The sequence below is a fragment of the Variovorax sp. NFACC27 genome, from assembly GCF_048301545.1.
Lineage (GTDB): Bacteria > Pseudomonadota > Gammaproteobacteria > Burkholderiales > Burkholderiaceae_C > Variovorax > Variovorax gossypii.
Window position 1 is genome coordinate 5,675,820 of sequence record NZ_CP157613.1, and the last position, 23,207, is coordinate 5,699,026.

Annotated in this window: 28 protein-coding genes; 18 read left to right on the forward strand and 10 right to left on the reverse strand. The window is 65.2% G+C overall.

Annotated features, from left to right (window positions below; translation table 11 throughout):
• The first annotated feature begins 193 nt into the window (after positions 1-193).
• The 13 genes from bfr to hemP all read left to right on the forward strand — a co-directional run bounded on the left by bfr (position 194) and on the right by hemP (position 11,368).
• On the forward strand, positions 194-670 hold the full coding sequence (bfr, locus tag ABL840_RS26595; protein ID WP_056583098.1) for a bacterioferritin: 477 nt from the start codon (positions 194-196) through the stop codon (positions 668-670).
• 120 nt (positions 671-790) lie between these two features.
• Positions 791-1,438 carry a PepSY-associated TM helix domain-containing protein gene (locus tag ABL840_RS26600; protein ID WP_093203357.1) on the forward strand — a complete coding sequence of 216 codons (648 nt, stop codon included), beginning with the start codon at positions 791-793 and terminating at the stop codon, positions 1,436-1,438.
• A 75-nt stretch (positions 1,439-1,513) separates the two neighbouring features.
• Complete coding sequence (locus ABL840_RS26605) at positions 1,514-2,014, forward strand: DUF2271 domain-containing protein (RefSeq protein WP_418116378.1); 501 nt, start codon at positions 1,514-1,516, stop codon at positions 2,012-2,014.
• Positions 2,015-2,078: 64 nt separating this feature from the next.
• Entirely contained in the window at positions 2,079-2,891 is an 813-nt protein-coding gene (locus ABL840_RS26610) for a DUF4198 domain-containing protein (RefSeq protein ID WP_093303854.1), read from the forward strand.
• A 38-nt stretch (positions 2,892-2,929) separates the two neighbouring features.
• Positions 2,930-3,940, forward strand: coding sequence for an FAD:protein FMN transferase (locus ABL840_RS26615; RefSeq protein WP_093303850.1), 1,011 nt, complete (start codon positions 2,930-2,932; stop codon positions 3,938-3,940).
• A complete protein-coding gene (locus ABL840_RS26620; protein WP_418116015.1) occupies positions 3,916-5,307 on the forward strand; it encodes a sulfite reductase subunit alpha in 1,392 nt (463 codons plus the stop codon). Before ABL840_RS26615 ends, ABL840_RS26620 begins: the two co-directional genes overlap by 25 nt.
• 236 nt (positions 5,308-5,543) lie before the next feature.
• Positions 5,544-7,937 (forward strand): catecholate siderophore receptor Fiu, encoded by a 2,394-nt coding sequence (locus ABL840_RS26625; RefSeq protein ID WP_093303847.1) that lies wholly within the window; start codon positions 5,544-5,546, stop codon positions 7,935-7,937.
• A gap of 93 nt (positions 7,938-8,030) precedes the next feature.
• A complete protein-coding gene (locus ABL840_RS26630) occupies positions 8,031-8,711 on the forward strand; it encodes a Fe2+-dependent dioxygenase (protein WP_093303844.1) in 681 nt (226 codons plus the stop codon).
• 113 nt (positions 8,712-8,824) lie between these two features.
• A complete protein-coding gene (locus tag ABL840_RS26635) occupies positions 8,825-9,097 on the forward strand; it encodes a (2Fe-2S)-binding protein (RefSeq protein ID WP_093203373.1) in 273 nt (90 codons plus the stop codon).
• A gap of 113 nt (positions 9,098-9,210) precedes the next feature.
• Positions 9,211-9,897 carry an energy transducer TonB gene (locus tag ABL840_RS26640; protein WP_371287184.1) on the forward strand — a complete coding sequence of 229 codons (687 nt, stop codon included), beginning with the start codon at positions 9,211-9,213 and terminating at the stop codon, positions 9,895-9,897.
• 22 nt (positions 9,898-9,919) lie between these two features.
• Positions 9,920-10,636: a MotA/TolQ/ExbB proton channel family protein gene (locus ABL840_RS26645; RefSeq protein WP_093203375.1), complete on the forward strand. Its 717-nt coding sequence runs from the start codon at positions 9,920-9,922 to the stop codon at positions 10,634-10,636.
• Between the two features lie 5 nt (positions 10,637-10,641).
• Entirely contained in the window at positions 10,642-11,055 is a 414-nt protein-coding gene (locus ABL840_RS26650; RefSeq protein WP_093203378.1) for an ExbD/TolR family protein, read from the forward strand.
• A 100-nt stretch (positions 11,056-11,155) separates the two neighbouring features.
• Complete coding sequence (gene hemP / locus ABL840_RS26655; RefSeq protein WP_019655899.1) at positions 11,156-11,368, forward strand: hemin uptake protein HemP; 213 nt, start codon at positions 11,156-11,158, stop codon at positions 11,366-11,368.
• A gap of 184 nt (positions 11,369-11,552) precedes the next feature.
• On the opposite strand, the gene ABL840_RS26660 is transcribed toward hemP, so the two are convergent.
• Positions 11,553-11,960 (reverse strand): GlcG/HbpS family heme-binding protein, encoded by a 408-nt coding sequence (locus ABL840_RS26660; RefSeq protein ID WP_019655898.1) that lies wholly within the window; start codon positions 11,958-11,960, stop codon positions 11,553-11,555.
• A gap of 177 nt (positions 11,961-12,137) precedes the next feature.
• Here ABL840_RS26660 and ABL840_RS26665 point away from each other — a divergent pair, with 177 nt between their 5' ends.
• Entirely contained in the window at positions 12,138-12,839 is a 702-nt protein-coding gene (locus ABL840_RS26665) for a Bax inhibitor-1/YccA family protein (RefSeq protein ID WP_093203380.1), read from the forward strand.
• 48 nt (positions 12,840-12,887) lie between these two features.
• Here the strand turns inward: ABL840_RS26665 and rlmD are convergent, their stop codons facing one another.
• Genes rlmD through surE form a run of 5 tightly spaced genes read right to left on the reverse strand, consistent with a single transcriptional unit; the run spans position 12,888 to position 17,872 of the window.
• Positions 12,888-14,324, reverse strand: coding sequence for a 23S rRNA (uracil(1939)-C(5))-methyltransferase RlmD (rlmD, locus tag ABL840_RS26670; protein WP_093303841.1), 1,437 nt, complete (start codon positions 14,322-14,324; stop codon positions 12,888-12,890).
• Positions 14,325-14,355: 31 nt separating this feature from the next.
• On the reverse strand, positions 14,356-15,402 hold the full coding sequence (locus tag ABL840_RS26675) for a sigma-70 family RNA polymerase sigma factor (RefSeq protein WP_093303838.1): 1,047 nt from the start codon (positions 15,400-15,402) through the stop codon (positions 14,356-14,358).
• 4 nt (positions 15,403-15,406) lie between these two features.
• Positions 15,407-16,327, reverse strand: a complete 921-nt coding sequence (locus ABL840_RS26680; protein WP_093203388.1) for a peptidoglycan DD-metalloendopeptidase family protein — start codon at positions 16,325-16,327, stop codon at positions 15,407-15,409.
• Positions 16,328-16,338: 11 nt separating this feature from the next.
• Positions 16,339-17,112, reverse strand: a complete 774-nt coding sequence (locus ABL840_RS26685; RefSeq protein ID WP_093303836.1) for a protein-L-isoaspartate(D-aspartate) O-methyltransferase — start codon at positions 17,110-17,112, stop codon at positions 16,339-16,341.
• Position 17,113: 1 nt separating this feature from the next.
• Positions 17,114-17,872 (reverse strand): 5'/3'-nucleotidase SurE, encoded by a 759-nt coding sequence (gene surE / locus ABL840_RS26690; RefSeq protein ID WP_093303834.1) that lies wholly within the window; start codon positions 17,870-17,872, stop codon positions 17,114-17,116.
• Between the two features lie 127 nt (positions 17,873-17,999).
• Between surE and ABL840_RS26695 the strand changes: the two genes are divergently transcribed.
• Positions 18,000-18,986, forward strand: coding sequence for an NADPH:quinone oxidoreductase family protein (locus ABL840_RS26695; RefSeq protein ID WP_093203395.1), 987 nt, complete (start codon positions 18,000-18,002; stop codon positions 18,984-18,986).
• A 93-nt stretch (positions 18,987-19,079) separates the two neighbouring features.
• Here ABL840_RS26695 and ABL840_RS26700 read toward each other — a convergent pair whose 3' ends face one another.
• Positions 19,080-19,424 carry an H-NS family nucleoid-associated regulatory protein gene (locus tag ABL840_RS26700; protein WP_093303831.1) on the reverse strand — a complete coding sequence of 115 codons (345 nt, stop codon included), beginning with the start codon at positions 19,422-19,424 and terminating at the stop codon, positions 19,080-19,082.
• Positions 19,425-19,874: 450 nt separating this feature from the next.
• Positions 19,875-20,201, reverse strand: a complete 327-nt coding sequence (locus tag ABL840_RS26705) for a hypothetical protein (RefSeq protein WP_093429324.1) — start codon at positions 20,199-20,201, stop codon at positions 19,875-19,877.
• Between the two features lie 73 nt (positions 20,202-20,274).
• Between ABL840_RS26705 and ABL840_RS26710 the strand changes: the two genes are divergently transcribed.
• The 3 genes from ABL840_RS26710 to ABL840_RS26720 are packed head-to-tail and all read left to right on the forward strand — an operon-like array spanning position 20,275 to position 22,091.
• Positions 20,275-20,796: a hypothetical protein gene (locus tag ABL840_RS26710; protein WP_143042953.1), complete on the forward strand. Its 522-nt coding sequence runs from the start codon at positions 20,275-20,277 to the stop codon at positions 20,794-20,796.
• A gap of 23 nt (positions 20,797-20,819) precedes the next feature.
• Entirely contained in the window at positions 20,820-21,560 is a 741-nt protein-coding gene (locus ABL840_RS26715) for an SOS response-associated peptidase (RefSeq protein WP_093303822.1), read from the forward strand.
• Positions 21,561-21,578: 18 nt separating this feature from the next.
• A complete protein-coding gene (locus ABL840_RS26720) occupies positions 21,579-22,091 on the forward strand; it encodes a nucleoside 2-deoxyribosyltransferase (protein WP_093303820.1) in 513 nt (170 codons plus the stop codon).
• Here ABL840_RS26720 and ABL840_RS26725 read toward each other — a convergent pair.
• Both ABL840_RS26725 and ABL840_RS26730 read right to left on the reverse strand, forming a co-directional pair.
• Positions 22,088-22,609 carry a DUF2514 family protein gene (locus tag ABL840_RS26725; RefSeq protein WP_176947526.1) on the reverse strand — a complete coding sequence of 174 codons (522 nt, stop codon included), beginning with the start codon at positions 22,607-22,609 and terminating at the stop codon, positions 22,088-22,090. The two genes, ABL840_RS26720 and ABL840_RS26725, sit on opposite strands and share 4 nt — an antisense overlap.
• Before the next feature lies 1 nt (position 22,610).
• Positions 22,611-23,183 (reverse strand): hypothetical protein, encoded by a 573-nt coding sequence (locus ABL840_RS26730; RefSeq protein ID WP_176947513.1) that lies wholly within the window; start codon positions 23,181-23,183, stop codon positions 22,611-22,613.
• Positions 23,184-23,207 lie beyond the last annotated feature (24 nt).

Consider the following 23,207-nt stretch of genomic DNA (forward strand, 5'->3'; position numbering starts at 1 on the left):
AATTTTGATAGTTGATATCTATTAAAAGTATTGCAAGTCGCTATGTTCACGATGGCTTCGGAACACCCTCGCAGCCGCCTCAATACGAACGTGTATCACCATCACACGCATGCAGACCGGCGCAGCATGGGTTTGCTTGCAAACGCTCCTTTTCGCCTCTGACAATCACCGCTTTCAGAACAAGGAAAAAATCATGAAGGGCGACCCCAAAGTCATCGAACACCTGCAGGCGCAGCTCAAGAACGAGCTGACCGCGATCAACCAGTACTTCCTGCACTACCGCATGCTCAAGCACTGGGGCCTGGACAAGCTGGCGAAGAAGGAATATGAGGAATCCATCGGCGAGATGAAGCACGCCGACAAGCTGATGGACCGCATCTTCATGCTCGACGGCCTGCCGAACCTGCAGGACCTGGGCAAGCTGAACATCGGCGAGGACGTGCCCGAGCTGCTGCGCTGCGACCTCGGCGCCGAGACCGGCGCGCAGGCCACCATCAAGGACGGCATCGCGCATTGCGAATCGGTGCGCGACTATGTCTCGCGCGACCTGCTCCAGGAGATCCTGGACGACACCGAGGAACACATCGACTTCCTCGAGACCCAGATCGACCTGATCGACAGGGTCGGGCTGCAGAACTACCTGCAGTCGCAGATGGGCGAACTCGAATAAGGCGGGGCCTGCCTCTCACCAATCGACGGGACTTCGGTCCCGTTTTTTATTGCTTTACGTAACTTAACCGCCCACGAATAACAGTCATTCTCATTCGCACGGATAAAATCCGCGCCTTCGATGACTGCCGCCACTCGCCCCGACAACCGCCGCCGTGCCTATTGGCTCAAGACCCTGCACGAATGGCACTGGGTGAGTTCGGCGATCTGCCTCATCGGCATGATCCTGTTCAGCGTGACGGGCTTCACCCTTAATCACGCGAGCCAGATCGAGGCCAAGCCCGTCGTCACCAAGCTGAACGGCACGATCGACGAAGCCCTGCGCGCCCAGCTCGAAAAGCAGCTGCCCGCCGCCAAGGCCCTCAAGGGCAAGGCCCCTCTTCCCACCGAACTCCAGGCCTGGGTGCAGAAGCACTGGGACATCGGCACCTCCGGCCGCGAGGCCGAGTGGTCCGACGACGAGATCTACCTTTCGCTCCCCCGCCCCGGCGGCGACGCCTGGCTGCGCCTGAGCCTGTCCGACGGCGAGATCGAATACGAGCGCACCGACCGCGGCTGGCTCTCCTACCTCAACGACCTCCACAAGGGCCGCAACACCGGCGCCGCGTGGAGCTGGTTCATCGACATCTTCGCGGGCGCCGCCCTGGTCTTCTCGATCACGGGCCTCTTCATTCTCAAGATGCATGCGGGCAACCGGCCTTTCACCTGGCCGATGGTCGGCATGGGGCTGGTCGTGCCGGTGCTGCTCGCGCTGCTGTTCATTCACTGATTTCGTTCATCAATCCATCCAGATCCAGGAAAGAGGTTTCCCGTGCACGTTCGCTACTCACTCGCGCCGCTGGCCATGTCGGCGCTGTTCGCGGCTCCGGCCTTCGCGTCGGGGCTGGCCGTCAACATCGAAATTCCCCGGCTGAACGTCTCCGAGTACCACCGCCCCTACGTGGCGACCTGGATCGAGCGCGCGGACAACACCGTCGCCGGCACGCTGGCCGTCTGGTACGACGTGCGCACCAAGACCAACAACCCCGAGGGCGAAGGCACGAAGTGGCTGAAGGACATGCGCCAGTGGTGGCGCCGCGGCGGCCGCGAACTCTCGGTTCCGGTCGACGGCGTGACGGGCGCGACCAAGCCCGCAGGCAAGCACCAGCTGAGCTTCACCGAAGGCACGGCACCGATGCCCAAGCTCGCGCCGGGCGCCTACAAGCTCATGGTCGAGGCTGCGCGCGAAGTCGGCGGCCGCGAGGTCGTGAGCATTCCCTTCCAGTGGCCTCCGACGGCGGCGGCGCAGCCGACCGCCACGGGCAAGGAAGAGCTCGGCGAGATCAAGCTCGAACTCAAGCCCTGATCAGTACCCGCCCCAGCACCGCACGGCCCTTTCACCGCCGGCCCTCCACACACAAGGAACTGCCATGACCCGATTCATCAACCTGCGCGTTGCCTCCCTCGCCATCGCCCTGTCGGCCGCCGCATCGCTCGCCCAGGCGCACAACGCCTGGCTGCTGCCCTCCTCCACCGTGTTCTCCAAGGCCGACACCGTGACGGTCGACGCTGCCGTGTCGAACGACCTGTTCGTCGCCAACCATGCGCCGCTGCGCCTCGACGGCCTGCAGATCACCGCGCCCGACGGCAGCATCGTCAAGCCCGAGACCGAAGCCAAGCTCAAGCTGCGCAACGTGTTCGACGTGAGCGTGGCACAGGCCGGCACCTACCGCATCGCGGTGATCAACGCCGGTGCCTTCGCGAGCTGGAAGGACAAGGCCACGGGCCAGACCAAGCGCGCGCGCGGCACGGCCGAAACCATCGGCAAGGAAATTCCGGCCGACGCGCAGGACGTGACGGTCACCCAGTCGTCCGGCCGCATCGAGACCTTCGTGACGGTCGGCAAGCCTTCCGCGCTCAAGCCGATCGGCCAGGGCCTGGAGCTCATCGCCGCCGGCAGCCCGACCGACCTGGTCAAGGGCGAGAAGGCGACCTTCACGCTGAACCTCGACGGCCAGCCCGCCAAGGGACTCGAAGTGACGGTGACGGCGGGCAACACGCAGTACCGCGACAAGCTCGAGGAAATCAAGCTCAAGACCGACGACAAGGGCCAGTTCAGCGTGACCTGGCCAACCGCCGGCATGTACTGGCTCGACGCCAGCACCAAGGACAACAAGACCACGGTGCCGCAGGCCAAGGAACGCCGCCTGAACTACGCGGCCACCCTCGAAGTGATGCCCTGAAGCCCTGAGGCTTCCTGCGCGACTGCAGACGGACCACCTTGGGCCTTTCGTTCAGTAGTACCTGGCGCGCCGGCGGCTACGCCAATGCGGCCGTGCCGCGCCCCGCCGATCCCGCCACCCTGCAGCAGCTGGGCGCCGAGACCATGGGCACCACCTGGTCGCTGCGCTTCGACAACCCGCGGATGCAGCCGCTGGCGGAGGTGCGCGCGGCTGTCGAATCGGCTCTCGGCCGCGTGATTGCGCAGATGAGCCACTGGGAGCCCGAATCGGACATCAGCCGGTTCAACCGCGCCCAGGCCGGGTCGCGCCACATCCTGCCGGCCGAGTTCGCCACGGTGATGCGATGCGCGTCCCGGTGGTCGACGGCCAGCGGCGGAGCGATCGATCCGACCGTCGGCCCGCTGGTCGCCTGCTGGGGCTTCGGCCCTGAAGCCGGGGCTGAAAACGCCCTGCCCACCACGGATGCGCTGGCCGGGGCACGAGAGCGCGTCGGCTGGTCGCGGCTGGCATTCGATGCCGCCGGTGGCTCGTTGCTGCAGCCCGGGGGCGCCACGCTGGATCTCTCGGGTATTGCCAAGGGCTTCGCGGTTGATCAGGGCATCGAGGCCTTGCGTGCACTGGGCATCGCGAACGCGCTTCTCGAGATCGGCGGAGAACTGCGGGGCATGGGCAAGCGCCCCGGTGGGCAACCGTGGCAGGTGCTAGTCGACGGCGATCCGGCCGGGGCAAGGCGCGTGGCGCTTGCCGACATGGCCATCGCCACCTCGGGCGACCGGTGGCACCAGCGCTCGCACGAAGGGCGCCGCTGGTCGCACACCATCGATCCGCGAACGGGCGAGCCGGTCGCGCATGCGCTGGCCAGCGTCACCGTGCTGCACGCCGAATGCATGCAGGCCGATGCGCTGGCCACGGTGCTGACGGTGCTGGGCCCGGATGAAGGATTCGACTTTGCGCGGCAACACGGCATTGCCGCGCTGTTCGTGAGCCATGGCGTTCCTTCGCCCGCTGCAAAGGCCACGCCCGCATGGCCTGCGCCGGCCGGGACATGAACGACTTCGGCTGGCGCGCGCTCGGCGCGGGTTCCACCCTTGCGGCATATGCGGCGCTCTGTGCGTCGATCTACCTGCGCGAGCACAGGCGAAAAGCCGCGGCCGCGCGCGATTCGGCGGCCCTCTCAGGAAGCAGCGACGAGCCCCCGGTGCTCGTGCTGTTCGCCAGCCAGACCGGCCAGGCCGAAGCCATCGCGTGGCAGACAGCCCGGCAGCTGGGCGCTGCGGGCATCCCGGCGCGCGTCATGGAACTGAACGCACTGGATGCCCCCACGCTGGCCGCAACGCGCCGCGCGCTCTTCATCGCCAGCACCTACGGCGAAGGCGATGCACCCGATGGCGCCAGCGTGTTCGTCGAGCGCACGATGATGGCGAGTTCGCCACCTGCGCTGCCTTCGCTGAGCTACTCGGTGCTGGCCCTGGGCGACCGGCAGTACGCCAATTTCTGCGGCTTCGGCCGCGCGCTCGACGAGTGGCTGCAGGCCGCAGGCGCCAGGCGCGAATTCGATCGCATCGAGGTCGACAACAGCGACCCGGCCGCGCTGGCTACGTGGCAGGCGCAATGGGGCGAAGTGCCGGAACCCGGCATTGGCGATGCGGCCGCCGACAGCTTCGCCCAATGGCGGCTCGTTGCGCGCGAGCGCCTCAATCCGGGTAGCGCGGGCGGGCCGGTCTTCCACCTCGGGCTGGTGCCGCAATCGGGCCCGATGCCGCCCTGGGCCTCGGGCGACCTCGCCCAGGTGGCCGTGGCGAGCGATCCGACTCGGCCGCGCGACTATTCCATCGCCTCGGTGCACGCCGATGGCGAGCTGCAGCTGCTGGTGCGGCAAGAGCAGCATCCGGACGGCACGCTCGGCGCCGCATCGGGCCTGCTCACATCCACGCTCAGCATCGGCGACACGGTGGCCCTGCGCGTGCGGCCGCACCAGGGCTTCCGGCTGGAAGGCAACGAGACGCGGCCCTTGATCCTCGTCGGCAACGGAACCGGAATCGCGGGCCTGCGCGCGCATCTTCGGGCACGGGCAGTCGCGGGCAGGCACGACAACTGGCTGGTGTTCGGCGAGCGCCAGGCAGCCCATGACTTCCTCTATCGCGAAGAAATCGAAGCGTGGCAGGCCGATGGCGTGCTGAAGCGGCTCGACATGGTCTTCTCGCGCGATCAGGCCGAGCGCTTCTACGTCCAGCACCGGCTGCTGCAGTCGGCCGACGCCCTGCTGCACTGGCTGGACGACGGGGCGGCCATCTACGTCTGCGGGAGCCTGCAAGGCATGGCGTCTGGCGTGGATGCCGCTCTGCGGCAGGTCGCGGGCGACACGCTGGTCAGCGAGCTGACGGCCAGCGGACGCTACCGCCGCGACGTCTACTGAACCGGCCGCGGCGGTCCCATCAGTTGCGTGACAGCAACGATCTGGCACAACTTTTGGATTAATTTAGTTCGACTGCGTATTTTTGGTATTGAGAACCAATATCATTCGCGGCGATTTACGACGCTTCGTGAATCGACTCACCCAGCCAGTCCCCCTCGTTTCTCCAACCAAGGAACGCAGGCCGTCCGGACATCGCCAGTCGAGTCCTGCCGCCCGCCTCTTTCGGAGAAAACTTCATGGCCTACATCAAGAGCCGCAAACACACCGTTGCGCGCGCCGTTCCTCATCTCTCAGGCGCTGCCGCCGCCACGCTGATGGCCATTGCGGCACCCGGCGCCCTGGCCCAGTCGGGAGGCGCCCTTCCCGAAGTCCGCGTGCAGGACACCACCGCCGCCGACTACAAGACCGACAACTCGTCGAATCCCAAGTTCACGGCCCCGCTGGTCAACACGCCCCAGACCATCCAAGTCATCAAGGAACAGATCATTCGCGACCAGGGCGCGACCACGCTGACCGAAGCTCTGCGCAACACGCCCGGCGTGGGCACCTTCTTCCTCGGCGAGAACGGCAACACCAACACGGGCGACGCCGTCTTCATGCGCGGCTTCGACAGCTCGAGCGCCATCTTCGTCGACGGCATCCGCGACCTGGGCTCGGTGTCGCGCGACGTGTTCAACATCGAACAGGTCGAGGTCGTGAAGGGTCCGTCGGGCACCGACGTGGGCCGCACCTCGCCGACCGGCTACATCAACCTCGTTACCAAGAAGCCCAAGCTCGAAGACAGCTTCATGGGCTCGCTGAGCTACGGCAGCGCCGACTTCAAGCGCGGCAGCGTCGACTGGAACAAGTCGCTGAGCAGCGCCAACGGCATCGGCGCGGCCTTCCGCCTGAATGCGGTGAGCGAAGACGGCGGCGTTGCCGGCCGCGACTTCGTCAAGAACAAGCGCTGGGCGATCGCACCGTCGCTGGCCCTCGGCCTGAACAGCCCGACGCGCATCTTCCTCGACTACCTGCACGTCAAGCAGAACAACATTCCCGACGGCGGCGTGCCCACCATCGGCCTGCCGGGCTACACCACGCCGGACGCCACCGCGATCACCCGCGGCCTGGCCCGCCGCACCTACCTGAACTACGCACAGCGCGTCGATTCGAGCAACTTCTACGGCACGAGCTCCGACTTCGACAACGTCACGGCCGACATGTTCACCGCTCGCATCGAGCACGACCTGACGCCGGACATCACCATCCGCAACACCACGCGCTACGGCAAGACCTCGCAGGACTACATGCTGACGTCGTTCATGGGCGGCGGCCTGACGTCGACGAACGGCGTCGGCACCCTGCCCGCCGTGACGGCCGGCTTCCTGAACACCGTGATCCCGACGATCCCGGCAAGCTGGACGATCACGCGCAACCTGCCCACCAACAAGGACCAGGAAAACACGATCTTCACCAACCAGACGAGCGTGTCGGCCAAGTTCAACACGGGCAGCATCAGCCACTCGTTCAACGGCGGCATCGAGTTCATCCGCGAGAAGCAGACCGCCAACAACTTCTACGCGCCGGGCTACGCAAGCGTGGGCACCACGCTGGCCGCCGCCGGTTCGTGGCCTGCGGCCAACCTGTACAACCCGAATCCGTACGTGAGCGGCTACAACCGCATCGCCAACGGCACCGGCTCGGACGGCAGCACCGACACCATCGGCCTCTACGCCTTCGACACGCTGAAGTTCAACGAGCAATGGCAGCTGACCGCCGGCCTGCGCTACGACCACTACTCGACCACGTACAACGCCACCGCGCTGACGCTGGCTCGCACCGGCAACGGCCCGCAGACCTCGACGATCACGCCGACCAACCTGAAGCTGTCGGACAACCTGCTCTCCGGCAAGATCGGCCTGGTCTACAAGCCGACCGAGAACAGCAGCGTTTACGCGGCCTACGGCACCGCCGCCCAGCCGCCGGGCGGCGCCAACTTCCAGCTGGCCGCCGGCGGCACCGGCAACAGCGCCGCGCGCACCGACTTCCTGCCGCAGAAGGCCAAGACCTACGAGGTCGGCACCAAGTGGGACGTGCTGAACAAGCGCGTGGCCCTGACGGCAGCCCTGTATCGCACCGACGTGAGCAACGAGGTGGTGCAGGACTCGGTCACGCAGCAGTACTTCCAGACCGGCAAGAAGCGCGTGCAGGGCGTCGAACTCGGCGTGTCGGGCGCACTGACCGACAACTGGGGCGTGAGCTCGGGCTTCACCACCATGAACACCCGCGTGCTGAGCGGCCCCTCGGTGCTGGCGGATGGCTCGACCGCCCTCGCCTACACACCGAAGAAGGCCTTCACGCTCTGGACCACCTACCAGTTCCCGTTCGGCCTGACGCTCGGCGGCGGCGCCCGCTACAACGGCAAGCTGCAGCGCGGTACCGACGGCGCGGTGGGCACGCCGGCGTACGTCGACTCGTACTGGGTGTTCGATGCGATGGCCTCCTACCGCATCAACAAGAACATCGACATCCAGCTGAACGTGTACAACCTGTTCAACAAGGACTACGTGGCGGCCATCAACAAGAGCGGCTACCGCTACACGCCGGGTACCCCGCGCTCGGCCAAGATCACCGCGAACTTCGCGTTCTGACGGTTTCCTGCGCGCACCGGCCCCGGCCGGTGCGGTGCGACACTCGAGCCCCGGCCCGCGCCGGGGCTTTTCTCATTGCGGAGTTCCCGAAAAATGATGCTGCATGTGCCCGAAGTGCTGAGCCCCGACCAGGTGCGCGAGATGCGCGCCGCGCTCGACGCCACGCAATGGACCGACGGACGCGAGACGGTCGGCGCGCAGGGAGCGCAGGTCAAGCGCAATCGACAGCTACCGGAGCATTCGCCGGTCGGCAAGGAGCTCGGCAACATCGTGCTCGCCGCGCTGGCGCGCAACGCGCTGTTCTTCTCGGCGGCGCTTCCGTCGCGCTTCGTACCGCCGCTTTTCAATCGCTATGAGGGTGGCGAGCACTACGGCGTTCATGTCGACGGGGCGGTGCGGGCTTTGCCTGGCAGTGGGCAGCAACTGCGCACGGACCTGTCATGCACCCTTTTCCTGTGCGATCCGGAAGATTACGAGGGCGGCGAGCTGGAGGTGATCGACACCTACGGCTCGCATGAGGTGAAGCTGCCGGCCGGCGACCTCATTCTTTACCCGGCGAGCAGCCTTCACCGCGTTCATCCCGTGACGCAGGGGGCGCGGGTCTGCTCGTTCTTCTGGCTGCAGAGCATGGTGCGCAGCGATCAGCAGCGGGGCGTGCTTTTCGAGCTGGACCAGAACATCCAGAAGCTGCGCGCACGCCTGGGCGAGTGCGAGGAGACGGTGGCGCTGACCGGGCATTACCACAACCTGCTGCGGCTCTGGTCGGAAGTCTGATTTCAGGCGCCCGGGTGTCGCATGAATCAGTAACACATAGTTATTGTGAATGCGATGGATTCTTATTTATAATCATCGCATCCAACAGCCAGCCAACTGCCGCTTTCACCGCCATGATCGTTTGTGTCTGCCGCCGAGTCTCCGACCGAGAAATCGCACGTCACGTGCGGGCCGGCATGACTTTCGACGAAGTCCAGTTCGAACTTGGCGTAGCCACCCAGTGTGGTCAATGTGAAGGCTGTGCGCGCGATATCGTCGCGCAGTGCAGCGCTTCGCACCCGGTCGCCGCCTTGAATTGCGAATCGGGTCCGAGAGCGATCCAGCTTGCCAACTCCATCAAGGAAAGCAAAGCATGGAACTCGTCTCGGCCCTCGGCGGCAGCCTGATCCTCGTCGCGGGTTCGGTCTGGTGGATCTTTCGCAAGTAGCGCCATTGGCGTCTTCGTAGCGGTTTTGCTGCAATCGGGGCACCTTTGGCGGTGCCCGCATTCGAATGGTTGATCGTGTCTGACCGCTTCGCCCCCCCTCCTTCCCTCTTCGGCCTTTCGCGCAATGTCGTCATTGCGGGCGGCGTCGTCCTGTTTCATGCCGCTGCGCTGTGGGCGCTCCAGAGCGGTCTGCTGCGCCGCGCCGCCGAAGTGGTGGTTCCCGTCGAAATACTGAGCCAGTTCGTCGAACCGCCCAAGCCGAAGGCCGATCCGCCTCCTCCGCCCCCTCCCCCGCCTCAACCCAAGGCCAAGGCACCGCCTCCGCCGCGGCCCCAGGCCATTCGCGAGCCGAAGCCCACCCCGGCTCCCCAGGCGCCCGTCGGGACCACAGAGCCGCCGCCACCGGCCACGCCTCCTGCGCCCCCCGCTCCACCGGCCCCACCCGCTCCGCCGCCGGCACCACCGGCACCGCCCGCGGTGCAACTGCCGTCGAGCAACGCCGACTACCTGCAAAACCCGAAGCCCACCTACCCCGCCATGAGCAAGCGGCTCGGCGAACAGGGCAAGGTGATCGTGCGCGTGCTCGTGGGCGTCGACGGCCTGCCGAAGAGCGCGGAGGTCAAGAAATCCAGCGGCTTCGATCGCCTCGACGAGGCCGCGGTGGAATTCATCATGAAATGCCGGTTCGTTCCCGGCAAGGTCAACGGCGTGGTGCAGGCCATGTCCTATGACGCCCCCGTCAACTACGTCCTGAACTAATTTTTCTCTGGAGCAACTTCGTATGGATTCCCATTTTGGCTTGATGAACGTCTGGAATCAGGGCGACTTCGTCACCAAGGCCGTGGCGGTGCTGCTGATCGGCATGTCGCTCGCGTCGTGGATCGTGATCATCGTCAAGGCACTCGACGTCATCCGCTACAAGCGCCTCGCCAAGCACTCGCAGGACTTCTGGCACAGCGAAGACTTCGCCACCGCGCTGAACAAGCTGGGTCAGGACGACAGCAACCCATTCCGGGCATTGGCCCTCGAAGGCCGCGAAGCGGCAGCGCACCACCGCAACACCAAGGCTCATCTGCACGATGCACTGGATGTGAGCGACTGGATCACGCGCGCACTGCGCAACGGCATCGACGCCTTCACCGCCCGCCTGCAGACCGGCCTCGCGATCCTGGCTTCGGTCGGCTCGACGGCTCCGTTCATCGGTCTGTTCGGCACCGTCTGGGGCATCTACCACGCCCTCATGAGCATCGGCTCGGCCGGCCAGGCGACCATCGACAAGGTGGCAGGCCCGATCGGTGAAGCGCTGATCATGACGGCGCTCGGCCTGGCCGTCGCCATTCCCGCGGTGCTGGGCTACAACGCACTGGTGCGCGGCAACAAGTTCGTGCTGACCAAGCTCAACGCCTTTGCCCACGACCTGCACGCCTACTTCGTGACCGGTGCCCGCGTCCAGAGCGGCAGCGGCGACGCCATCGTGGTTCCGCTCAAGAAGGGCTGAGCATCATGGCCTTCGGAACACAAGACGAACCCGATGAGGTGATGAACGAGATCAACATGACGCCGCTGGTCGACGTCATGCTGGTGCTGCTCATCATCTTCATCATCACCGTGCCGGTGATGAAGCACGCGGTCAACATCGACCTTCCGCGCGCCACGAGCGAGCCCGAGCAGCCCAAGCCGCAGAACATCCTGTTCAGCGTGACGGCCGACGGCGCCTACTACTGGAACGAGCAGAAGATCGACGACAGCGAGCTGCCCGGCCGCCTCGCCGCGGAAGCCGCCAAGGAACCGCAGCCCGAACTGCACATCCGCGGCGACAAGGCCGTCCGCTACGAGCGCGTGGCCAAGGCGATGTCGGAAGCCCGGGAAGCCGGCGTGCGCAAGATCGGTTTCATCACCGAACCCGACGCGAAGTGATCTGAAGGAAAAGGCACAAGGAAAAAAAGTTGATCGCGGCGATTGACTTCTTGTTGCGAATCATTATCATTCACTCATCGCTTCGATAAGGGAACTCCAGATGCCAGCCACACCGAATGCCTTCTCTGTCCTGAACCATCCTTCGCTCGACCAATCGGGTGGCGGCCATGCGTCCATCCAGGCAACGCGTCCGGTGCCGATGCTCGAAAGCACGGAGCTTCTGAAAGGAAGCAAGACCGTGGGCATCATGCACAACGGCTCCCTCTATCGGCTCCAGGCCACCAAACTCGGCAAGCTGATCCTGACCAAGTAAGTCATCCAGCCCGCCCTTCGCGCAAGTTTCATCGTGGGGCGACTCAAGGAGATTCATCTCCGAAGGGTCGTTTTTTGCTAGCCAACGGTTCGCCGACTAGCCAAGCTTTTTTTCCACGCTGAAGCAGCCCAAACGAAAACGCCGACCTCGAAGTCGGCGTTTTGCTTTGCGCGAAAGAAAAGAATCAGAGGCCGAGAGCCGCGATGCCAGCCTTGGCGATCTGCGCGTCTTCGTTCGACTTCACACCGCTCACGCCGACCGCGCCGATCACGTGGCCGTCCTTGACGATCGGCACGCCGCCTTCGAGCAGGCCCTGCACTTCGGGCGCCGTCAGGAAAGCCGTCCGGCCGCCGTTGATGATGTCTTCGTAGACCTTGCTCTCGCGGCGGCCCATGGCAGCCGTATGCGCCTTGGCGGGAGCGATGTGCGAGGACAGCGCGGCGGCGCCGTCCAGGCGCTGCAGCCAGAGCAGGTTGCCGGCGTCGTCCGAGATCGCGATGGTCACCGCCCAGTTGTTCTTGAGGGCTTCGGCCTCGGCCGCTGCTGCGATGGCCTTGACGTCGGCGAGTTCGAGAAAGGATTTGGTCTTCATGATGGATGAGCTCTGCTTGCTGAAAACCCAAGAGCATAACGGCCATGCCGCCGCCATCCCGGCAAGGCGGCTTCAGAGCTTGGGAACACCCCGCATACGGTCTTTTCGATACCCCCTCTTGCAGCCCCCTAGAATGCGCCCAACTGCATCCATGCAGCAACCACAGGAGCTCCGGCCATGAACGACCGCGTCACCACCCTAGACACTTCCTCCGGCTACGGACAGCCATTGGCTCAAGCCGAACGCCAGCGCGTGCTGCGCAACACCTACTGGCTGCTCGCGCTGAGCCTGCTGCCCACCGTGCTGGGCGCCTGGGTCGGCGTCAGCACCGGCATCACCCGCTCGCTTACGGGCGGCCTCGGCCTCATCGTCTTCCTCGGCGGCGCCTTCGGTTTCATGTTCGCCATCGAGAAAACCAAGAACTCGGCCGCCGGCGTGCCGGTGCTGCTGGCCTTCACCTTCTTCATGGGCCTGATGCTGTCGCGCCTGATCGCGATGGTGCTCGGCTTCAAGAACGGCTCCGAGCTGATCATGACGGCCTTCGGCGGTACCGCCGGCGTGTTCTTCGTGATGGCTTCGCTGGCCACCGTCATCAAGCGCGACCTGTCGGGCATGGGCAAGTTCCTGTTCGTCGGCGCGCTGGTGCTGATGGTCGGCGCGATCATCAACGTGTTCGTCGGCTCGACCACCGGCATGCTGGTCATCTCGGTTGCCGCCATCGGCATCTTCTCGGCCTACATGCTCTATGACCTGAAGCAGATCATGGACGGCGGCGAAACCAACTACATCAGCGCCACGCTCGCCCTTTACCTCGACCTGTTCAACGTGTTCCAGAGCCTGCTGGCGCTGCTGGGCATCTTCGGCGGCGAACGCGACTGAGCGAGCGGATCAACCGCACCAACAGCAAGGGCCCCGAGGGGCCCTTTTTCATTCCAGCTCGAATACCGCGATCGACTCGACGTGCGCCGTGTGCGGGAACATGTTGACCACTCCCGCATAGGTGCAGCGATAACCCGCCTGATGCACCAGCAGGCCGGCATCGCGCGCAAGCGTCGACGGATTGCAGCTGACGTACACGATGCGTTTCGGCGGCGTCCAGCCGTCGGTGCGCAGTTCGGGCTGCTGATGGAGATCGGCGATGGCCTTCGCCAGCGCGAACGCCCCTTCGCGCGGCGGATCGACCAGCCACTTGTCGGCGCTGCCGTCGGCCACCAGCATCTCCGGCGTCATCTCGAACAGGTTGCGCGCCACGAACGTCGCGGAAGACAGCTCACGGCGAGCCGAAGTGGCCGGCTGATTCCTCTTGAAGTTGTCGGTCGCGCGCGCCACCAGGGTGTCGCTGCCCTCGATGCCCAGCACCTCGCGCGCCTGACTTGCCAGCGGCAGCGTGAAGTTGCCGAGGCCGCAGAACCAGTCGATCACGCGCTCGTCGGACTGAACATCGAGCAGGCGCAACGCCTTGCCCACCAGCGCCCGGTTGATGTGCGGGTTGACCTGCGTGAAATCGGTGGGCTTGAACGGCATCGTGACGCCGAACTCCGGCAGCCTGTACGCCAGCGGCGTGCTGCCTTCTTCCAGCAGCTTCACGGTGTCCGGGCCCTTGGGCTGCAGCCACCACTGGACGCCTTCGTTCTTCGCGGCAAAGGCCTTCAGGCGGTCGATGTCGGCACGCGAGAGCGGCTCGAGGTGGCGCAGCACCAGGGCGATCGTGCCGAGCCGCGTCGAATCGGGCGCGTCGCCGCAGGCCAGTTCGATCTGGGGGCAGGTGTCGCGCGCGTCCATCGAGCCGATCAGCTCGCGCAGCGGCATCAGCATTTCGCTCACCTGCTTCGGCAGCACCGGGCACACCTGCATGTCAGCCAGGTAGCGGCTCTTGCGCTCGTGAAAACCGATCAGCACCGTGCCCTTCTTGACCACGTGGCGCACCGAAAGGCGCGCGCGGTAGCGGTAGTGCCAGGCCGGACCTTCGAGCGGCCGCAGCAGGTTTTCGGGCTTGACCTTGCCGAGGTGCCAGAGGTTGTCTTCCAGCGCACGCTGCTTCACGGCCACCTGGGCGGCCGCATCGAGGTGCTGCATCTTGCAACCGCCGCATGCGCCCGTATGCAGGCCGAAATGCGGGCAGCCCGGGCGCACCCGCTGCGACGATTCGCGGCGGATGGTGGTGACCGTGCCCTGCTCCCAGTTGTTCTTTCGGCGGTGGACGTTGAACTGCACTTCCTCGAAAGGCAGCGCGCCTTCGATGAACACGACCATGCCGTCGGCCTTGTGCGCCACGCCTTGCGCGTCGAGGTCGAGGGACTCGACTTTCAGCCACTCTTCACCGGGATTCGCGGGGACTTTCTTTTCTTCGATGGATTCCGTCATCCCCCGATTGTCTCAGCGTGGCCGGATGGCCCTAGAACAGCGCGTCGCGCCCCACGCCGGAACGGGCCAGCTGGCGACGCATCTTTGCCAGCGCCTCGTTCTGGATCTGCCGTACGCGCTCCCGCGTGAGCCCCAGCCGCACGCTCAGCACCTCCAGCGTTTCGGGCTCACGGTCGTGCAGGCCGTAGCGCCCCTCCAGCACCTCGCGCTCGCGCGCGTCGAGGGCATGCACCCATTGGTCGAGCAGGCGCTCCACCTCGCGCGTGTGCGCCACGTCGGTCGGGCTGCCCTGCTCGTCCTCGGAGGCCACGGTGTCGGCCAGCGTGAAGCCCTCGTCTCCCCGGGAATCGCCCGCGTCGAGTGAGCGCGGGGCCTCGGAGAGAGCCAGCAGATCGGCCACCGCCTGAACGTCGCGGCCCAGCAGCGCGGCGATGTCTTCCACGCGCACGCCGTCCGGCCTGTGCGCGACGAATTCGGCATCACCCTCGAGAGTGCGGCGAGCCTTCAGCACCTGCTGCAGTTCGCGCACCACGTGCACCGGCAGCCGGATGGCGCGCGCCTGCGTCATGACCGCGCGCTCGACGGACTGGCGGATCCACCAGGTCGCATACGTGGAAAAGCGAAAGCCGCGTTCGGGCTCGAACTTGGTGATCGCGTGCATCAGTCCGAGATTGCCTTCCTCGATGAGGTCAGACAGCGGCACGCCCCTCCCCAGGTAGCCCTTGGCGATATTGACCACCAGCCGCAGGTTGTGCTCGATCATCGACTGCCGCGCGGCGAAGTCGCCCGCGCGTGCGGCGCATGCGGTCTGGTATTCCTCGGCAGGCGTGAAGAGCTCGGTGCGCCGGACCTGGCGCAGGTAGATGGTCAGCGCATCGGCACCCTCGCCTCCGACCATCTCGCCCACGGCACCGTTGGCGGGCAGCGGAGCATCCGCCGTCGGCGAATCTACGTCTTCTTCAGGAGGATGCGCGCTCTCGCCGTCAAATTCGGACTGGCCGTTGCCCGACGGCATGCTGCCCCTGCCCGCCGACCCGCGCACAGGCAGCAGCGTGCGGCGGGAGCGGGAGGCAGCCATGGCATCACCGGTTGGGCAGGTAGCGCGAAGGATCGACGGGCTTGCCCTGGCGGCGGATCTCGAAATGCAGCTTCACGCGATCGGCGTCGCTGTTGCCCATTTCGGCGATCTTCTGGCCCTTCTGAACCGACTGGTCTTCCTTCACGAGCAGCGTCTGGTTGTGCGCGTATGCCGTGAGGTAGGTGTTGTTGTGCTTCAGGATGATCAGGTTGCCGTAGCCACGCAGGCCCGCGCCCGCATAGACCACGCGACCATCGGCGGCAGCCAGCACCGGATCGCCCGCCTTGCCGCTGATGTCGTAGCCCTTGTTCTTGGCCTCGTCGAAGCCTGCGATCAGCGAACCGCTCGCGGGCCAGATCCACCCGAGGTCTTCGTCACCCGAACCGCCGCTGCCGGGGCTGGCCGGTGAAGCCGTGACCGGAGCCGTCGGCTTGGTCGCGCCGCTGGATGGCGTTGTAGGCACCACCACGGGCTGCGGCGTCACCGGCTTCGTGACGACGCCGTCGGGGGAAGCAGCGCCAGGCGGCGACGTCACGGGAGCCGTCGCAACGACCGTTCCCGAACCGGCGGGCGGAATCACGCGCAGCACCTGGCCGACTTCGATCAGGTCCGGGTTGTCGAGATTGTTCCAGCGGACGAGATCCTGCCAGCGCTGGCCGGTCTCGATACCGATGCGGCGAATGGTGTCGCCCGGACGCACGGCGTAGTAGCCGGGCTTGCCATAGTTCTCGATGCCGGCGAGCGGCTTGCCGTTGGCGTCGGTCGTGATGGGTGGGCCGCCGGGCACGGTCGCGGCTGGAGCGCGCGTCATCGTGCCGCGGTCTTCGACTGGAGCCGGCCCGCGAGGTGTGGAACAGCCCGCGATCACGAGCACAAAGGCCAACGTGACGCCAGCGAACCAACTCCGATTGCCAAAACCCTGCATTTGTTATTCCTTCAAGCAATACCAGATTTTAGGGGGACAAAGTGAACCGCCTCAAGAATGAGACGCTCCAGTCCCCGGGGGGTCTTGTCGATGACGACAAGGGCTTGGCCACCCTTCACGGAGTGGGTCGGCGCGACGATGCGCCCACCCACCGCAAGCTGTTCGATCCATGCCTCCGGCACCGCCTCGCCGCCTGCCGCGGCGATGATGCCGGCATAGGGCGCGCCCTTGGCGTAGCCGATCATCCCGTCACCCAACATCAGGTGCACGGTCGCGAGCCGGAAGTGCCTCAGATTGGCCCGTGCGCGCTCGTGCAAGCCGCGCAGACGCTCGATGCTGTAGACCTCGGTCGCCACGTGATTCAGCACCGCTGCCTGGTAACCGCAGCCCGTACCGATCTCGAGCACCCGGCCCAGCTTGGCGTCGGGCTTTCCCGCGAGGGCGGGAGCGCCCATCAGCAGCTCGATCATGCGAGCCACCACGTTGGGCTTCGAAATGGTCTGCCCCAGTCCGATCGGCAGGCTGGTGTCTTCATAGGCCTGGTTGACCAGGGCGCTGTCGACGAAGCGATGCCGCTCCACGGTGCCCATCGCACGCAGCACGCGCGCGTCGGAAATGCCCTGCGCGGCGAGCTTCTGCACCATGCGCGCGCGCACGGCGTCGGAGGCCATCGAGGGCGTGGACGGCACCACGGGCTTGACCGGCGCGGCGGGCATGCGCCCGCGCGTGGCGGCCGAGGCGGTGGGTGTCAGGCGGACGGGGAAGCTGGGCCGCTGTGTGGCCATGTCAGTTGCCGAGACGGGCCACCGTCTCGCGCCATTGGCCAAGGTTGGCGTGGTCGGTCAGGTCGATCTGCAATGGCGTCAGCGCGATGTGGCCGGCCGCGGTGGCGTGGAAGTCGGTGCCTTCGCCACTGTCCTTGGCGCCGCCAGCACCGGCGATCCAGTACATGGTCTCGCCGCGCGGGCTGTCCTGCGTGATCACTTTTTCCGCCGCGTGGCGCCGGCCGAGCCGGCAGACCTTGACGGGCTTCAGCTCGTCGAAAGGCAGGTTCGGCACGTTCACGTTGAGCAGGAAGGCGCCGCCTTCGAGCATGCGCTCGCGCTCGATCTGCTGCACCAGCCGCCGCGCCACCTGCGCGGCCGCGTCCACGTGCGCCCAGCCCTTCTCGATCTGCGAGAAGGCAATGGCCGGAATGCCGAACAGGTAGGCCTCCATCGCCGCGCCGACGGTGCCCGAATAGATGGTGTCGTCACCCATGTTGGCGCCGTTGTTGATGCCGGAAACCACCAGGTCGGGCCGGTAGTCGAGCAAGCCCTTGAGCGCGATGTGCACGCAGTCGGCCGGCGTGCCGGTCACGTAGCGAAAGCCGTTGTGCGCCTCGCGCACATACAGCGGAGCCGCCAGGGTCAACGCATTCGACTTGGCGCTGTTGTTGTGCTCCGGAGCGACCACCTCGACTTCGGCGATGTCCTTGAGTGCTTCGTGCAGTGCGACGATGCCCGGCGCCTGGAAGCCGTCGTCGTTGGAAATAAGTATCTTCATGGTGCTTCTGGATGCACCGGATTGTAGGCTTCGGGTGCGTCGCAGCAGGGACAAGGCCACCCCGCCGCGGCACCTATCATCGCCCGCTTCATTGCCCCAACATTACTTGTCTGAAGGAGACCCTGGCATGCACGCATGGCTTTGCGAGAACCCCGTTGGCGTCGACGCGCTGACCTGGAAGGAATTGCCCACCCCCACCCCGGGGCCGGGCCAGGTGCTCATCGAGATCAAGGCGGCCAGCCTGAATTTCCCCGATCTGCTGATCGTGCAGAACAAATATCAGATGAAACCGCCGCTGCCCTTCGTGCCCGGCTCCGAGTACGCGGGCGTCATCCAGGCGGTCGGCGAAGGCGTGACGCACCTCAAGGTGGGGCAGAACGTGGCCTGCCTCTCCGGTACCGGCGGCTTCGGCACCCATACGCTGGCGCCCGCGGCGCTGTGCATGCCGCTGCCGGAAGGCTTCGGTCATGTCGACGCGGCGGCCTTCATCATGATCTACGCCACCTCGTGGCATGCACTGATGGATCGCGCGCAGCTCAAGGCCGGCGAGACCGTGCTGGTGCTCGGTGCAGCAGGCGGCGTGGGCACCGCGGCCATCCAGATCGCCAAGGCCGCCGGGGCCAAGGTGATCGCTGCAGCCTCCACCGACGAGAAATGCGAGCTCTGCCGCTCTATTGGCGCCGACGCGACGATCAACTACACGACCCATGCACTGCCCAACGGTTTTCGCGACGCCATCAAGGCAGCCACCGACGGCAAAGGACCCGATGTCATTTACGACCCGGTAGGCGGCGATTTTGCAGAGCCTGCGTTTCGCTCCATCGGATGGCGCGGTCGTTATTTGGTGGTCGGTTTTGCATCCGGCCCGATTCCGTCGCTGCCATTGAATCTGACGCTGCTGAAAGGCGCCTCTCTCGTCGGCGTGTTCTGGGGCGATTTCGCGAAACGCGAGCCCAAGGCCAATGCGCAGATGATGGCGGAATTGGCACAGTGGTACGGCCAGGGAAAGATCAAACCGGTGATCGACAGCACGATGCCGATGGCGGAATTGAAGGCCGCATACGCTCACATGGGTTCGCGCGGCGTCAAAGGAAAACTGGTGATGGTGAACTGAGCGCGCCGCGCCTCTTCATCTTCGACGCCCAATAAAAAAGCCCGCATGAGCGGGCTTTTTTATTGGGCACCTGCCCAGGGAAAACAGGGGCACTTACTTGATCTCGTAATCGGAAAGCGACTTGCCCGCGGCCAGTGCCTCGGTCACCCAGCGCGGCTTGCGGCCACGGCCACCGGACCAGGTTTCGCCGGTCGGGCTGCGATATTTGGCGGCTGCCTTGGCCGGCGCGGCGCCTGCGCTGCGTTTGGCGGAGCCCGCACGACCAGCCAGCTTCAGGTCGGAAGCCGTCAAACCGTATTCGGCAATCTTCCTGCGCAACTCCTCGACCACACCGGCGCGCTCCTGGTTGCGCAGGTCTTCGGCCTGCTTGCGCAATTGCGCAATCTGCTCGTCATGCTTCTTGATCTGGGAATTGATATCGGCGAGGGTCGAAGCCATTGTTGGACTCCTGGAATTGAAAACGGGGCGATTTTAATTCAGTTTACATTTGCCACAAGTGCCTTACCGGGCGAAAAAAACGGCGGCGCATTGCATTAGTGCAACAACTCGCAACGTAAAGTGCACGCCGCAGTTGACGTCTTATATGCAGGCAGGATGGGAAAAAGAGTCTTCGGCACGCAGGCAGTGGAGATGCGGCGACCGGAAAAGACAACGCCGGGACAAGCCCGGCGTCGAGATCCTTTGAATGCCGCTATTGCGCAATAGCGGCAAGGAGATATTTTTTGGGGTGGCTGATGGGACTCGAACCCACGACGACCAGAATCACAATCTGTGGTCACAACCCAACATCTACGCAGGCTGCAGCGATGTTCGTGGGAATTTTAGCAGCATTTCAGCGGTGCTCTGGCGCGGTCCGCGGGTTCTCGGTTCCCACGCGCAGGCGGCAGTCTAGCGCCCGGTTTTTGCGCCGTAGGCCCTTTCCAGTTCCACGAGCATGCCCTGCACTTTCTTCATCCACTCGCGATCGAGCTCGCGCTTCTTTTGAAAATCCTTCGCGAGCTTTTTGCCTTCGGCAAAAGTGAGAGTGAGCGTTGGTGTGGTGAGTCCGTCTAGGCCGAGGGAGACTTCAAAACCGCCTTCAGTGTCCTTGATGGATACAGAAGGAAAGCCACGAAAGGCATGGCCGTTCACGTGCAGGTCCCGCACCACGGCTACAGCAATCGCGCCGGAGACATCGTTGGTGCTGAAATCGTCTTTCACGTAGTTGGTGCTCATCGTCGTCCTCAAAGTTTTTAGATGAGCGCGGATTTTGCCCGTCGCCTGAAGTCGAAAGCTGTATATTCATACAGTGTCGTTCCGAATTCTTTACGAGGTGTTCCGCACCCGATTTGAAGGCAGCAAGCTGCCCTCTCCGGAGGCAGTCAAGCACACGCGCGCCGTCGGCGATTTGGTCTACATAGAGCGGGTGCCAGGCGCCCGGCCGGGACGCGGGGTGTGGGCCGCGATGCTGCTGCGCGATGACCGCGAGACCTACATCATTCCGGTGCTGGACCGCGCTCGCCTTCGAAAGATCAGTGGAGGCATTCTCATCAGCGGCATCGAGATCGTGCCGCGCGGCCGCGGCATGAAGAACATCCGCTCCGACAACTACCCGCAGACCTGGTGGTGCCGCCCAGTCGCGATGACGAACAGCGGCTTCGAGCACGACGAGATCCCTCGACCATCACCGGCCGAGTCACGCCGCCAAGCCAGGGAGTTCGAGCACTCGGCTGAAGCGGTGCGCATCGCGGAGGCGATCAACCGCCGGCCGACCCGCAGGATGCCCTACAACCCGGAGACGGCCTCGGGAAACAGCCCAGGCTATTTCTGAGGCCCCTGCCCTATCCTCCGCCCATGTGCAGCAACTACGAAGCTGTTTCCCGCAAGGACCGCCTGCTGTCGTTCTTCGGGGTCATCCGAGAGGACGATGACCGTCCGGTGCTCACCTGGCCAACGGGCATGGCTCCGTTCATCCGACTTGCCGAAGACGGGTCCGGCAACCGCCGCGTCGATGACGGTGCTTTCGGCCTGCTGCCCGGGTTCGCCAAGGAGCTCGTCTACGGCAAGAAGACCTACAACGCCAAGGCCGAAACCATCGCCACGCTGCCGAGCTTCCGGAGCGCCTGGCGCACGGGCCAACGCTGCGTGATTCCTGCTGAAGCGATCTTCGAGCCCTACTACGAAACGGACGAGTCGAAGTCCGTGCGCTATCGCATCCAACAGCCTGGCGAGGTACCCATGGGCCTCGCCGGGATCTGGGAAAAGTGGACGACCCCGGAAACCGGCGAAGAGCTTTTCAGCTTCGCGATGATCACGATCAACGCTGATGGCCATCCGGTAATGTCGCGCTTCCACCGGCCCGGCGAAGAGAAGCGCATGGTCGTGATCCTTGATCCTGAGGACTACGACGACTGGCTGAGCTGCCCCGTGCACGAGGCCCCGCGCTTCCTCCAGCAATGGATGGGACAGCTGGAAACCCACGAGGCGCCGCTGGCCCCGCGGTTGAAGAAAGAGCGCCCCACTGGCGAGCGAGCTCCGAAGCGCGCAGCCAAGGGAACACCGACACCACCTCCTCCGCAGTTGGACCTCTTTTAGACCCTCTACGATCGCGCCATGACGACTCGCCCACGCATCTACCTTGCCGGCCCTGATGTTTTTCGGCCGAACGCGGCCGAGCACTTCGCCGTGCTGACGGCGGTATGCGACTGCCTCGGCCTGGAGGCATTGGTGCCGTTCGACGATCAGGTAACCGCAGCGACCTCGCCGCAAGCAATCTACGAGGCGAATATGCAGAAGCTGCGAGCGGCACAGGGCGTGGTGGCCAACCTTGAGCCCTTCCGCGGCGCTGAGCCGGATTCAGGCACCGTGTTCGAGGTGGGCGTGGCGGTGATGCTCGGGCTTCCAGTTGTCGCCTACGGTGTGCCGCCAGGCGATTACGTAAACCGCGTTGGCGAGCGTGCACCGCTGCACCGCGACGCTGGCGGAGTGCTCCGAGATCCGGACGGGATGGAAGTTGAGGACTTCGGCCTTCGGCTGAACCTGATGCTCTCGCACTCAGTCACCCAGGCCGCTGACGCCGAGGACGCGCTGAAGCAGCTTGCCGAACTGCTGAAGGCCTCGGCTTAGGGCTCAGTCAACGCGTCGGCGTATCGCTCGCAGATGGTGCCGGCGCCGTGGGAAGCGTCAGCGAATCGCCCCAGCTCCCGAAGAGCCGCTCCACTCCCGCCGAGCAGCTCGGTAAGCAGATCGAGGGCGGCTTCGGCTGGCGGGCTTCCACCGGCAACGAGGGGCGCAGCGCTGGCTGCACGGACGGCGGCGCGGAAGGCGTCGAGTTGTGCGCGCACCCGGAGCTCAGCACCAGCAGCGGAAGCAGCATCAGCACGAGCTGCGGCAATTTTTTGTTGGCCATCTTGAGTCACTCCGTCGACGCGAGCGCGCCAGGTCTGTTCTTGGGTGCGCTGCGCGCGCTCCGCGAAGCGTGCGGACTCTGCGGCTACGGCGCGGTAGTCGGCGAACTCCTTCTGCGCCGCGGCGGCATCGGTGCGAGCGTCGGCCGCGCGCGTGCGCTCGACGCATCCAACGCCCCACCCAGCGACCGCGACGGCCGCCAACAGCCATATCGCAATGTTGCGCAGATCCGGCATGTCAAGCGACCTGCAGTGCGGCCACGATGTCGGCGGCCGTGCTGGCGGCCGTGAGCGTGCCGATGGCGGTGATTGCGCCGGCACTGAGCCTGGGCGTGTTGCCGGCCAACGCTGTGCCAGCGGCGGTGCCCACTGCCAAGTTCGAGGTGCCGGCGCCGATGGCGGTTCGCGCCGCGGCCGCATCCGCTCCCGCAGCAATGACGGCAGGCTTGCTGGTCACCTCGCTCCACGCGGGCGCATAGTTGCCCGCCTTGGCCGTGGCCGCTGTAGTCCCGATCGCTAGGCTGCTGGTGCCTGCGCCGATAGCCGAGCGTACGGCAGCGGCATCGGCCGACGTCAGGACCGATCTTCCGATCGCGCTCGCATCGGTGATGTCGTCGGACGTGACCGTCGACGGGCCGCCGGAACCTCCATCCGGCGTACCCTTGATAACGACTTGCACCACTTCGTCGGGATAGAGGGCGACAGCGAACGGCGGGCCGAAGGGCTGGAAGCCTTCGGCGATGCGGGCCGCCATGATCGTGTCGATCTGGTTCATCGGCGCGTGAACGAGCCGGTATTCGGTGATTGCCATAGAAGCTGTCCTTTCTGAATTGAT